Below are 11,996 nucleotides of genomic sequence, written 5' to 3' on the forward strand. Positions count from 1 at the left end.
GAGAAACCGTGATGAATGCCCCCGTAACGGCGCAACGCAGCGCCAAATCGTCCAGCAGCCAGCCGCAGACCGGCCTCGGCGCGCTGTGGCGCCCGGCCCTCAAGCAGGCCTTCGTCAAGCTCGACCCGCGCCAGTTGGTGCGCTCGCCGGTGATGCTGGTGGTGGAGCTGACTGCGCTGGTTACCAGCGTGCTGTGCTTCGTCCCCAACCCAGCGGTGAGCACCGCCCTGGGCGTGCAGATCGCCCTGTGGCTGTGGTTCACCGTGCTCTTCGCCAACTTTGCCGAGGCCTTGGCCGAAGGGCGGGGCAAGGCCCGCGCCGACAGCCTGAAGTCCGGCAGCCAGGGCTTGATGGCCAGCAAACAGGTCGGCGCGCAGTTTCAGTCCGTGCCCGCCAGCAGCCTGCGTAAGGGAGATGTGGTGCGGGTCGAGGCCGGTGAGCTTATTCCCGGCGACGGCGAGGTGATCGAAGGCGTCGCGGCAGTCAACGAGGCGGCGATTACCGGCGAGTCCGCACCCGTGATCCGCGAGTCCGGCGGCGACCGCTCGGCAGTCACCGGCAACACCCGCCTGGTATCGGACTGGCTGCTGGTGCGCATCAGCGCCAACCCCGGCGAGTCCACCCTCGACCGCATGATTGCCCTAGTGGAAGGCGCGCGCCGGCAGAAGACGCCCAACGAGGTGGCGCTGGATATCCTGCTGATCGGCCTGACCCTGATCTTCCTGCTGGTGGTGGCCACGCTGCAGCCGTTCGCCCGCTTCGCCGGTGGCGACCTGCCGCTGATCTACCTGGCGGCGCTGCTGGTGACGCTGATTCCCACCACCATCGGCGGCCTGCTCTCGGCCATCGGCATCGCCGGCATGGATCGCCTGGTGCGCCTCAACGTCATCGCCAAGTCCGGCCGCGCGGTGGAAGCTGCCGGTGACGTGCACACCCTGCTGCTGGACAAGACCGGCACCATCACCTTCGGCAACCGCCGCTGCAGTGCCATGGTCAAGGCACCGGGCGTGGCCACGCCGGAGCTGGCCGAGGCAGCACTGCTGGCCTCGCAGGGCGACGACACGCCGGAGGGCAAGTCCATCATCGAATACCTGGCCTCGTTGCACCCGATGGAAGCGCCCGAGCGCAGCGGCATGACCCTGATCGCCTTCAGCGCCGAGACGCGCCTGTCCGGCGCCGACGTGAACGGTGTGGCCTACCGCAAGGGCGCGGTGGACGCCGTGCTGGCCTACCTCGGCCTGGGTCGAACTGATTTGCCGGCGCCGCTGGCGCGCGAGGTGGAGAAGATCGCTCAGAGCGGCGGCACACCGTTGCTGGTGGCCGGCAATGGTCGCCTGCTCGGCGCCATCCACCTCAAGGACGTGGTCAAGCCAGGCATCCGCGAGCGTTTCGCCGAGCTGCGCGCCATGGGCATCCGCACCGTGATGGTGACCGGCGACAACCCGCTGACTGCCGCCGCCATCGCCGCCGAGGCCGGTGTGGATGACGTGATCGCCGAGGCCACACCGGAGAAAAAGCTCTCACGTATCCGCGCCGAGCAGGCCGAAGGAAAGCTGGTGGCGATGTGCGGTGATGGTGCCAACGACGCCCCGGCGCTGGCCCAGGCCGACGTCGGCCTGGCGATGAACGACGGCACCCAGGCCGCGCGCGAGGCCGCCAACCTGGTCGACCTGGACAGCGACCCGACCAAGCTGATCGATGTGGTGCAGGTGGGCAAGGAGCTGCTGGTGACGCGTGGCGCGCTGACCACCTTCTCGGTGGCCAACGACGTGGCCAAGTATTTCGCCATCCTGCCGGCGCTGTTCGCTGGCATCTACCCGCAGCTCGGCACGCTCAATCTGATGCAGTTGCACAGCCCGCAGAGCGCGATTCTCTCGGCCATCGTGTTCAACGCGCTGATCATCGTTGCGCTGATCCCGCTGGCGCTGCGCGGTGTACGTATCCAGGCGCTGGACGCCGGCCAGTTGCTGCGGCGCAACCTGCTGATATACGGCCTCGGCGGGCTGGTCGCGCCCTTTGTCGGCATCAAGCTGCTCGACCTGCTGCTGGTGGGGTTGGGCTGGGTGTAGGCGCGTTGTTTGAACGTTCTTGTAGGAGCGGATTCATCCGCGAAATGGCTGGCACGCAGGCAAAGCCATCGCGAATGAATTCGCTCCTACAGGAGCCCGGAGGCACGGTCGGTAGGAGCGGATTTATCCGCGAAATAGCCAGGCACGGCGCCAAGACGAATGACACAAGCCAAGCGACGTAGCCCGGATGCAATCCGGGGCAATCTGAACAGGAGACTCATCATGCTCGACTCAATCCGCCCCGCCATCACCACGCTGGCTTTCATGACCCTGCTGGTCGGGGTCGCCTATCCCTTGACCGTCACTGGCGTCGCGCACCTGGCGTTTCCCGATCAGGCCGCCGGCAGCCTGGTGCGTGACGATGCCGGCCAGGTGCGCGGCAGCCGCCTGATCGCCCAGGCCTTCGACGGCGATCAGTGGTTCCAGCCACGCCCCTCGGCTGGCGACTACGCCACCGTGGCCAGCGCTGCCAGCAACCTGGCGCCGAGCAACCCGAAGCTGCGCGAGCGTATCGAGCAGGCCAGTGCCAAGCTGAACGGTCAGGCACCGGTGCCCATGCAACTGGTGACCACCTCGGGCAGCGGCCTCGACCCGCAGCTCTCGCCCGAGGCCGCCGCCTGGCAGGTGCCGCGCATCGCCCAGGCCCGTGGCCTGGCCGAGACCGAGCTGCTGCGCCTGGTCGAGGCGCACACCGAGCGCCCGCTGTTCGGCCCGGCAGTGGTCAATGTGCTGGCTCTGAACCTGGCACTGATCGACAATCCCTCCACTTCTTCCCAGTGACGAGTGCTCGATGAACGACAGCCTGCGCGCCGAGGCGCTGCTCGCCGGCCTGCCCCGTGAAGGCCGGGGCCGGCTCAAGGTGTTTCTCGGCGCTGCGCCTGGCGTCGGCAAGACCTACGCCATGCTCCAGGCCGCCCATGCGCAACTGCGCCAGGGCGTGGCGTTGCGCGCTGGGGTGGTGGAAAGCCACGGCCGCAGCGAAACCGAGGCGCTGCTGCTGGGGCTGCAGCAGCAGCCGCCACTGCGCCTGCCGTATCGCGGCCTGGAACTGAGCGAGATGGATCTCGACGGCCTGCTCGCGGCCCCGCCCAAGCTGGCGTTGGTCGACGAACTGGCGCACAGCAACGCCCCCGGCAGCCGCCACGCCAAGCGCTGGCAGGACGTGCAGGAGCTGCTCACCGCCGGCATCGACGTCTACACCACGGTCAACGTGCAGCATCTGGAAAGCCTCAACGACCGCGTGCGTGACATCACCGGCGTGCAGGTGCGCGAAACGGTGCCGGACTGGGTGCTGCAGGAAGCCGACGAAATCCAGCTGGTCGATCTGCCGACGCGCGAGCTGCTCGAACGCCTGCGCGACGGCAAGGTGTACATGCCCGAGCAGGCGCGCGCGGCCATCGATGCCTTCTTTTCGCCGACTAACCTCACCGCGCTGCGTGAGCTGGCCATGCAGACCGCCGCCGCGCGGGTCGACGCCGACCTCGATCAACGCTATCGCCAGCTCGGCCAGGCCGCGCCCAGCGTGCTCGGCCGCTTGCTGGTGGGGGTGGACGGCGATGGCGAGGCCGAGCGTCTGGTACGCCACGCCTGCGCGGTGGCCGAGCGGCGCCATCTGCCCTGGTCGGTGGTGCATGTGGACAGCCGCGCAGCCATGGACGAGGCGCAGCGTGGCCGCCTGCAAGCGGCGCTGCGTCTGGCCGAGCGCCTCGGTGGTGAAGTGGTGACGCTGCATGGCGACTCGGTGGCGCGCACGCTGCTCGACCACGCCCGCGAGCGCCGCGCCAGCCTGATCCTGGTCGGCAGCAGTGCGCGCCGTTTGCGTCGGCGCTGGTTCGGTCGCGGCCTTGGCGAACGCCTGCTGGCGGCCGGCGCCGGGCTGGAAGTGAGCGTGCTGGATGCAGTGGGAGGTCAGCCAGCGGCTGGCCGACGTGCGCGCATCGCCCCGCGCTGGCGCGACTACCTGCTGGCTACCCTGGCCGCCGCCTGCGCCACGCTGATCTCCCTCGGCCTGGCGCGGGTGCTGGAGCTGCCGAACATTTCCCTGGTGTTCCTCGCCGCCGTGTTGCTGGTGGCGGTGCGCAGCAGCCTGGGCCCGGCGCTGGTTTGCTCGGGGTTATCGTTCCTGGCCTACAACTTCCTGTTCATTCCACCGACCCTGACCCTGCGCATCCAGCGTCAGGAGGATGTGCTGACCCTGCTGTTCTTCCTGCTCATGGCCGGGCTGACCGGCAACCTGGCCAGCCGTCAGCGCCGCCAGATGCAGGCGCTGCGTCAGGCGCAGGGTGAGACCACGGCGCTGCTGGAGCTGTCGCGCAAGCTCACCGTCGCCGCCGACCGCCAGGCCGTGCTGGCGGTGGCCGAGCAGCAACTGGGTGGTTGGGCCGAGATGCAATTGACCCTGCTGTCGCGTGATGCAGATGGCCGGTGGCAGCGCGAGGGTGGCCTGCACGCCGAGCTGCCCGATGCGGAGCGCGCCGCCGCCGACTGGGCGTGGCAGCACGAACAGCCCGCCGGCCTTGGCACCGACACCCTGCCCAGCAGCCGCTGGTGGTGGTGGCCGCTGTGCGGCGAAGAAGGACCGCTGCTGCTGATCGGCCTGCAGCGCGTCGACGGCGCGCCACTGGCGGACGAGCGCCGGCGTCTGGTCGCCGCCCTTGGCCAGCCGCTGGCGCAGGCCCTGGCCCGCGCGCAACTGGCCGAGGAGCTGGAGGCAGCGCGCCTGCACGGGCAGACCGAGGAGCTGCGCAGCGCGCTGCTGGCCTCGGTGTCGCACGACCTGCGTACGCCGCTGACCGCCATGCGCGGCTCCATCGACAGCCTGCTGGCGCTGGGTGAGGCGATCCCCATGGCGGATCGTCGGGAACTGCTCGAAGGCACCCGCGACGAGGCCGAGCGCCTCGACCGCTATATCCAGAACCTGCTCGACATGACCCGCCTCGGCCACGGCGGGCTCAAGCTGGCGCGCGACTGGGTGGCGCCCAGCGATATCGTCGCCAGCGCCCTGCAGCGACTGCGTGCGGTGCTCGCGCCGCTGCAGGTGGAATGCCTGCTGCCGGCGGAGCCGCCGCTGCTGCATGTGCATGCGGCGCTGATCGAGCAGGCGCTGGTCAACGTGCTGGAGAACGCCGCGCGCTTCTCGCCGCCCGCCGGGCGCCTGCGCGTGGCGCTGGAATACGACGATCAGGAGCTGCGCTTTGTCGTCGCCGACCAGGGCCCTGGCATTCCTGAGGCGGAACGGGCGAAGATCTTCGACATGTTCTATACCGCAGCGCGGGGGGATCGCGGCGGCCAGGGCACCGGCCTGGGCCTGGCGATCTGCCAGGGCATGGTCGGCGCCCACGGCGGGCGCGTCACGGTCGGCGAGGGCCTCGATGGCCGTGGCGCCAGCCTGATCCTGCACCTGCCATTGACCGCGCAACCGCACGCCGAGGAAGACTGATGACGCAAGGGCCGAGCATTCTGCTGATCGACGACGAAGCGCAGATTCGCAAGTTCCTGCGCATCGCCCTCAGTGCCCAGGGCTACCGGGTGCTGGAGGCGGCCAACGGCGAAGACGGCCTGGCCCAGGCGGCGTTGCATAACCCGGAGGTGGTGGTGCTCGACCTCGGCCTGCCCGACCTCGATGGCCAGCAGGTGCTGCGCGGCCTGCGCGAATGGAGCCAGGTGCCGGTGCTGGTGCTCTCGGTACGCGCCAGCGAGGGCGAGAAGGTGCTGGCACTCGATGGCGGCGCCAACGACTACGTGACCAAGCCGTTCGGTATCCAGGAGTTTCTCGCCCGGGTGCGCGTGCTGCTGCGTCTGGGCCAGGGCCGCGAAACGCTGCCGGCGAGCATCGCCTGTGGCGCGCTGAACATCGACCTGGCCTATCGCCGGGTCAGCCTCGACGGCGCCGAAATCGCCCTGACGCCCAAGGAATACGCCGTGCTGGCGCTGCTCGCCCAGCACCTCGGGCGGGTGGTGACCCAGCAGCAACTGCTGCGCGATATCTGGGGCCCCAGCCACGTCGGCGACAGCCACTACCTGCGCGTGGTGGTCGGCCACCTGCGGCAGAAGCTCGGCGACGACCCGGCCGCGCCGCGCTATCTGATCACAGAGGCGGGTGTCGGCTATCGCCTGCGTGCGGAATCCAATTAGTTATTTTGGTTATAAATAAATCGTTATTTATTCTTTTTGTTTCGTTTCGTTCCTGAGCATAGTGAGTCCCACGCCAGTCACTGCCAAGGAGCACGATCATGACCATCCGCCTGGGCGATATCGCCCCCGATTTCGAGCAGGATTCCAGCGAAGGCCGCATTCGTTTCCACGAATGGTTGGGTGACAGCTGGGGCATCCTCTTCTCCCACCCGGCCGACTTCACGCCGGTGTGCACCACCGAACTGGGCTTTACCGCCAAGCTCAAGGATGAATTCGCCAAGCGCGGCGTCAAGGCCATCGCCCTGTCGGTCGACCCGGTGGATTCGCACCTCAAGTGGATCGACGACATCAACGAGACGCAGAACACTGCGGTCAACTTCCCGATCATCGCCGACGCCGACCGCAAGGTGTCCGACCTCTACGACCTGATCCACCCGAACGCCAATGACACCCTGACCGTGCGTTCGCTGTTCGTCATCGACCCGAACAAGAAGGTGCGCCTGACCATCACCTATCCGGCCAGCACCGGGCGCAACTTCAACGAGATCCTGCGCGTGGTCGATTCGCTGCAACTGACCGACAACTACAAGGTGGCCACGCCGGCCAACTGGCAGGACGGTGACGACGTGGTGATCGTGCCGTCGCTCAAGGACGAAGCCGAGCTCAAGCAGCGCTTCCCCAAAGGCTACCGGGCAGTGAAGCCCTACCTGCGCCTGACCCCACAGCCGAACAAATAAGGAACCAGCATGCACGTCGTGTTGCTCTCCGGCAGCCCTGCAGCGCGTTCGCGCACTGAGCTGCTGCTGGATCATGTACGCCAGCGCCTGCAGGCGCAGCAGGTGGAAGTGAGCCTGCTCAAGGTGCGCGATTTCCCCGCCGAGGAGCTGCTGCATGCAAGGTTCGACAGTCCGGCGGTGCAGCAGCTGCAGGCCGTGGTGGCCAGTGCCGATGGCCTGGTGATCGGTACGCCGGTGTACAAGGCGTCGTTCACCGGCGCGCTGAAGGTGTTGCTGGATCTGCTGCCCGAGCGCGCCCTGGCGCACAAGGTGGTGCTGCCCCTGGCCAGTGGCGGCAGCCCGGCGCATCTGCTGGCTGTGGACTACGCGCTCAAGCCGGTACTGGCCGCGCTGAAGGCGCAGGAAATACTCAGTGGCGTGTTCGCCGTGGACAAGCAGATCGGCTATCCGCAAGGGGACAGGCCTGCGCAGATCGACGACGAATTGCGCGAACGCCTCGACGAGGCACTGGAACACCTGGGCGCAGCCCTGGCGCGACGGCCACAGCCGATTGATCCGAACCTGCTCAACGACCGGCTGGTAAACGCCCGCTGGAGTATCTGATCCATCCGTAACACCCCGCCTTACTCGCCCGCCAACGGGCAAGCAGGCCCACACTCAATCTGCAAAGGAGGTCGCCATGGGCGCCAACACTTTGCGTCGGAGTCTGGTCGCCCTGTTTGCCGCGACCCTTACCTTCGGCGCCATCCACGTACAAGCCGAGACGTTGCGCATCGGTTATCAGAAATACGGCCCGTTGGTGCTGCTCAAGTCCAGCGGCGCGCTGGAGAAGCGCCTCGCCGCTCAGGGCGTGAGCGTGCAATGGACGGAGTTCCCGGCCGGCCCGCAACTGCTCGAAGGCCTCAATGTCGGTTCCATCGACTTCGGCACCACGGGTGAAACCCCACCGGTATTCGCCCAGGCCGCAGGTGCCGATCTGCTCTACGTGGCGTTCGAGCCAGCGGCGCCGCTGGGTGAGGCGATCCTGCTGCCCAAGGGCTCGCCGATCCAGTCGGTGGCCGAGCTCAAAGGCAAGAAGGTTGCCCTGAACAAGGGTTCCAACGTGCATTACCTGCTGGTGCGTGCCCTGCAAGATGCCGGCCTCAGATACAGCGACATCAGCCCGGTGTACCTGCCGCCGGCCGATGCCCGCGCCGCGTTCGAGCGGGGCAGCGTCGATGCCTGGGTGATCTGGGATCCCTTCCTGGCCGCCGCCGAGCAGCAGTTGCAGGCGCGCATCCTGCGCGATGGCCGTGGCCTGGTGAGCAACCACCAGTTCTACCTGGCGGCGCGACCCTTTGCCGAGAAGCACCCGCAGGTGGTGGCCGCCCTGGTCGAGGAAATCCGCAACACCGGCGAATGGACGCGAACGCACCTCGACGAAACCACTGCGCTGGTCGCACCGCTACTGGGGTTGTCCCCCGCGATCACCCGTGCGGCGGTCGAGCGGCAGCGCTACGGCGCGCAGCTGATCACCCCGCAGGTGGTGGCCGCGCAGCAGCAGATCGCCGACACCTTCAGCGAGCTGAAGCTGATCCCCAGGCGCCTGAGCATTGCCGAGGTGGTCTGGCAGCCGCCGGCCAAGGTCGCCCAGGCCCAGTAATCCCTAGCCCGGACGCAATCCGGGGCAGCAGCACGGTTATTTCCCGGATTGCATCCGGGCTACGTCAACGCTTTCGCAAAAGGAAAACCACTCCGTGAGCCTCAATATTTTCTGGTTCCTGCCTACCCATGGCGATGGCAAGTACCTGGGCACCACCGAAGGTGCTCGCGCCGTCGACCACGGTTATCTCACGCAAATCGCCCAGGCTGCCGACCGCCTCGGCTTCGGCGGTGTGCTGATTCCGACAGGACGTTCCTGCGAGGATTCCTGGCTGGTGGCGGCCTCCCTGATTCCGGTCACGCAGCACCTGAAGTTCCTCGTCGCCCTGCGTCCGGGGATCATTTCGCCGACCGTGGCCGCGCGCCAGGCGGCGACTCTGGATCGCCTGTCGAACGGCCGCGCGCTGTTCAATCTGGTGACCGGGGGTGACCCGGACGAACTGGCCGGCGATGGCCTGCACCTGTCGCATGCCGAGCGCTACGAGGCCTCGGTGGAGTTCACCCGCATCTGGCGCCGCGTGCTGGAGGGTGAAACCGTCGACTACGCCGGTCAGCACATTCAGGTGAAGGGCGCCAAGCTGCTCTATCCGCCGATCCAGCAGCCGCGTCCGCCGCTGTATTTCGGTGGTTCATCCGAGGCGGCGCAGGATCTGGCCGCCGAGCAGGTCGAGCTGTACCTGACCTGGGGTGAGCCGCCGGCTGCGGTGGCCGAGAAGATCGCCCAGGTGCGCGAGAAGGCGGCCAGGCAGGGCCGCGAAGTGCGCTTCGGCATTCGCCTGCATGTGATCGTGCGTGAGACCAATGAGGAAGCCTGGGCGGCGGCGGATCGCCTGATCAGCCGCCTGGATCAGGACACTATCGACCGCGCCCAGGCCTCGCTGGCGCGTTTCGACTCGGTCGGCCAGCGGCGCATGGCAGCCCTGCATGGTGGCAGTCGCGACAACCTGGAGGTGTCGCCGAATCTCTGGGCGGGGGTTGGCCTGGTGCGTGGTGGCGCCGGTACTGCGTTGGTCGGCGATGGCCCGAGCGTGGCGGCGCGGGTCAGGGAATACGCTGAGCTGGGCATCGACACCTTCATCTTTTCCGGTTACCCGCATCTGGAAGAGTCGTACCGGGTCGCCGAACTGCTGTTCCCGCATCTGGATGTGGCCGCGCCTGCGCACCCGCAGAGTCGCGGCTATGTCAGCCCGTTCGGCGAAATGATCGCCAGTGACATCCTGCCGAAGGTGGCTTCGGCGAGTTGAAAAGCCCCTCTCCCCCAGCCCCTCTCCCGCAAGCGGGAGAGGGGAGCCAAACCGGACTCCGGACGAACCAGCGGCGCCGATCAGCCCCCTCTCCCATTTATGGGAGAGGGTTGGGGAGAGGGCAGATGTAGCCCGGATGCAATCCGGGGAATACAGACGCTACACAAGGTCTTCGAGGTAGAACATGAGCAATAAGACCCTTCACAAACTGGCCCTGCGCGCTGCGCCTTGGGCCTTGCCGCTGGGGCTGCTGGCCGCCTGGCAACTGGCGGTGGCCACTGGCCTGTTGTCCAGTCGCATCCTGCCGGCACCCGGCGCCGTGCTCGCCGCCGGCTGGCAATTGCTGGCCTCCGGCGAAATCTGGCAGCACCTGGCGATCAGCGGCCAGCGCGCCGCCATCGGCTTTGTCATCGGTGGCAGCATCGGCCTGCTGCTGGGCCTGATCACCGGTCTGTCGAAATGGGGCGAGCGCCTGCTCGACAGCTCGGTGCAGATGATCCGCAACGTGCCGCACCTGGCGCTGATCCCGCTGGTGATCCTCTGGTTCGGCATCGACGAGGCGGCCAAGGTTTTTCTGGTCGCGCTCGGCACACTGTTCCCCATCTACCTCAACACCTACCACGGCATCCGCAACGTCGACCCGGCGCTGGTGGAGATGGCGCGCAGTTATGGCCTGTCCGGCTTCGCGCTGTTCCGCCAGGTGATCCTGCCCGGCGCGCTGCCCTCGATTCTGGTGGGCGTGCGCTTTGCCCTCGGCTTCATGTGGCTGACGCTGATCGTCGCCGAAACCATTTCGGCCAGCGCCGGTATCGGTTACCTGGCGATGAACGCCCGCGAGTTCCTGCAGACCGATGTGGTGCTGCTGGCGATCCTGCTCTATGCGCTGCTCGGCAAGCTGGCCGACCTTGCTGCTCGGGGGCTCGAACGCGCCTGGTTGCGTTGGCATCCGGCCTATCAGGCCAAGGCAGGTGGGCAATGAGCGTGCTGCACAGCATTCGCCAGGGCATCCCCTTGGCCATCGAGAAAATCGAGAAGTCCTTCGGCGAGCGTCAGGTGCTCAAGGGCATCGACCTGCACATCCCCGCCGGGCAGTTCGTCGCCGTGGTCGGTCGCAGCGGCTGCGGTAAGAGCACGCTGCTGCGCCTGCTGGCCGGCCTGGATCAGCCCAGCGGCGGCCAGTTGTTGGCCGGCAGCGGCTCGCTCAACGCGGTGCGCGAGCACATTCGCCTGATGTTCCAGGATTCGCGCCTGCTGCCCTGGAAGCGGGTGATCGACAACGTCGGCCTGGGCCTTTCCGGCAACTGGCGCAGGCCGGCGGAAGAGGCCCTGGCGGCGGTTGGCCTGGCCGATCGCGCCCATGAATGGCCGGCGGCACTGTCCGGCGGGCAGAAACAGCGCGTGGCCCTGGCCCGAGCGCTGATCCATCGCCCGCGCCTGTTGCTGCTCGACGAGCCGCTGGGCGCACTGGACGCGCTGACCCGTATCGAGATGCAGCGCCTGATCGAACGGCTGTGGCAGCAGCATGGTTTCACCGTGCTGCTGGTCACCCACGACGTCAGTGAGGCGGTGGCCGTGGCGGATCGGGTGATCCTCATCGAGGACGGCCAGATCGGTCTCGATCTCGATGTGCAATTGCTGCGCCCGCGTCCGCATGGCTCGCCGCTTTTGGCGGCACTGCAAGCGCGCGTGCTCGACCGGGTGCTGGCGCAGCCGGATTTGCCCGCCGCGCCCGAACCCTTATCACCCCTGCCCACGCAATTGCGTTGGGCACTGTGACGCCGCAGCCCGGATGCAATCCGGGAGCGGCTCGAGAATTCCCCGGATTGCATCCGGGCTACACCAGTCGACTATCAGGAGAGACACCATGACCATCAAAGCCATCAACGTGCGTAACCAGTTCAAGGGCAGCATCAAGGAAATCGTTATCGGCGACGTGTTGTCGGAAATCGACGTGCAGACCGCCGCCGGCATCGTCACCTCGGTGATCACCACCCGTTCCGTGCGCGAGCTGGAACTGCAGGTGGGCAGCGAGGTGATTGCCTTCGTCAAATCCACCGAGATGTCCATCGCCAAGCTGTAAGGATATTTTCATGTTTTTCAGCCAATTTTCGTCGATTTCGGCATGAAGCTGGCGAAATAAGCCACTTGCGATCTTGTAGGAGCGGCTTTAG

General features: G+C 67.2%; 11 protein-coding genes. All 11 read left to right on the forward strand.

Translation table 11 applies throughout. The features are described from left to right. The first annotated feature begins 11 nt into the window (after positions 1-11). The 11 genes from kdpB (at position 12) to ACN8M7_RS19260 (ending at position 11,905) form a co-directional block, all read left to right on the forward strand. The gene (kdpB, locus tag ACN8M7_RS19210; RefSeq protein ID WP_490261807.1) at positions 12-2,069 is read left to right on the forward strand and encodes a potassium-transporting ATPase subunit KdpB; all 2,058 of its coding nucleotides are present in this window, start codon (positions 12-14) and stop codon (positions 2,067-2,069) included. A gap of 222 nt (positions 2,070-2,291) precedes the next feature. Further along, positions 2,292-2,849 carry a potassium-transporting ATPase subunit KdpC gene (kdpC, locus tag ACN8M7_RS19215; protein WP_490261808.1) on the forward strand — a complete coding sequence of 186 codons (558 nt, stop codon included), beginning with the start codon at positions 2,292-2,294 and terminating at the stop codon, positions 2,847-2,849. 10 nt (positions 2,850-2,859) lie between these two features. Next, complete coding sequence (locus ACN8M7_RS19220) at positions 2,860-5,508, forward strand: DUF4118 domain-containing protein (protein ID WP_490261809.1); 2,649 nt, start codon at positions 2,860-2,862, stop codon at positions 5,506-5,508. Then, entirely contained in the window at positions 5,508-6,203 is a 696-nt protein-coding gene (locus ACN8M7_RS19225; protein WP_490261810.1) for a response regulator, read from the forward strand. The genes ACN8M7_RS19220 and ACN8M7_RS19225 overlap by 1 nt, the downstream gene beginning before the upstream one ends. 98 nt (positions 6,204-6,301) lie before the next feature. Beyond that, positions 6,302-6,940, forward strand: a complete 639-nt coding sequence (locus tag ACN8M7_RS19230) for a peroxiredoxin (protein ID WP_490261811.1) — start codon at positions 6,302-6,304, stop codon at positions 6,938-6,940. Positions 6,941-6,949: 9 nt separating this feature from the next. Beyond that, on the forward strand, positions 6,950-7,543 hold the full coding sequence (gene ssuE / locus ACN8M7_RS19235) for an NADPH-dependent FMN reductase (protein ID WP_490261812.1): 594 nt from the start codon (positions 6,950-6,952) through the stop codon (positions 7,541-7,543). A 76-nt stretch (positions 7,544-7,619) separates the two neighbouring features. Beyond that, positions 7,620-8,582, forward strand: a complete 963-nt coding sequence (locus ACN8M7_RS19240; protein WP_490261813.1) for a sulfonate ABC transporter substrate-binding protein — start codon at positions 7,620-7,622, stop codon at positions 8,580-8,582. Positions 8,583-8,676: 94 nt separating this feature from the next. Further along, positions 8,677-9,825, forward strand: coding sequence for an FMNH2-dependent alkanesulfonate monooxygenase (gene ssuD, locus ACN8M7_RS19245; RefSeq protein ID WP_490261814.1), 1,149 nt, complete (start codon positions 8,677-8,679; stop codon positions 9,823-9,825). 184 nt (positions 9,826-10,009) lie between these two features. After that, positions 10,010-10,804: an aliphatic sulfonate ABC transporter permease SsuC gene (gene ssuC / locus ACN8M7_RS19250; RefSeq protein ID WP_490261815.1), complete on the forward strand. Its 795-nt coding sequence runs from the start codon at positions 10,010-10,012 to the stop codon at positions 10,802-10,804. Then, a complete protein-coding gene (gene ssuB / locus ACN8M7_RS19255) occupies positions 10,801-11,601 on the forward strand; it encodes an aliphatic sulfonates ABC transporter ATP-binding protein (protein ID WP_490261816.1) in 801 nt (266 codons plus the stop codon). Before ssuC ends, ssuB begins: the two co-directional genes overlap by 4 nt. Before the next feature lie 88 nt (positions 11,602-11,689). Next, positions 11,690-11,905, forward strand: a complete 216-nt coding sequence (locus tag ACN8M7_RS19260; RefSeq protein WP_490261817.1) for a TOBE domain-containing protein — start codon at positions 11,690-11,692, stop codon at positions 11,903-11,905. The last annotated feature ends 91 nt before the right edge of the window (positions 11,906-11,996 follow it).

This window comes from Pseudomonas spartinae (genome assembly GCF_965197125.1).
Taxonomy (GTDB): Bacteria; Pseudomonadota; Gammaproteobacteria; order Pseudomonadales; family Pseudomonadaceae; genus Aquipseudomonas; species Aquipseudomonas composti_A.

Excerpts from the sequence above, each read along its gene's own strand:
- kdpB (WP_490261807.1), top strand. The coding sequence starts at position 12 with ATGAATGCCCCCGTAACGGCGCAACGCAGCGCCAAATCGTCCAGCAGC.
- kdpC (WP_490261808.1), top strand. The coding sequence starts at position 2,292 with ATGCTCGACTCAATCCGCCCCGCCATCACCACGCTGGCTTTCATGACC.
- ACN8M7_RS19220 (WP_490261809.1), top strand. The coding sequence starts at position 2,860 with ATGAACGACAGCCTGCGCGCCGAGGCGCTGCTCGCCGGCCTGCCCCGT.
- ACN8M7_RS19225 (WP_490261810.1), top strand. The coding sequence starts at position 5,508 with ATGACGCAAGGGCCGAGCATTCTGCTGATCGACGACGAAGCGCAGATT.
- ACN8M7_RS19230 (WP_490261811.1), top strand. The coding sequence starts at position 6,302 with ATGACCATCCGCCTGGGCGATATCGCCCCCGATTTCGAGCAGGATTCC.
- ssuE (WP_490261812.1), top strand. The coding sequence starts at position 6,950 with ATGCACGTCGTGTTGCTCTCCGGCAGCCCTGCAGCGCGTTCGCGCACT.
- ACN8M7_RS19240 (WP_490261813.1), top strand. The coding sequence starts at position 7,620 with ATGGGCGCCAACACTTTGCGTCGGAGTCTGGTCGCCCTGTTTGCCGCG.
- ssuC (WP_490261815.1), top strand. The coding sequence starts at position 10,010 with ATGAGCAATAAGACCCTTCACAAACTGGCCCTGCGCGCTGCGCCTTGG.
- ssuB (WP_490261816.1), top strand. The coding sequence starts at position 10,801 with ATGAGCGTGCTGCACAGCATTCGCCAGGGCATCCCCTTGGCCATCGAG.
- ACN8M7_RS19260 (WP_490261817.1), top strand. The coding sequence starts at position 11,690 with ATGACCATCAAAGCCATCAACGTGCGTAACCAGTTCAAGGGCAGCATC.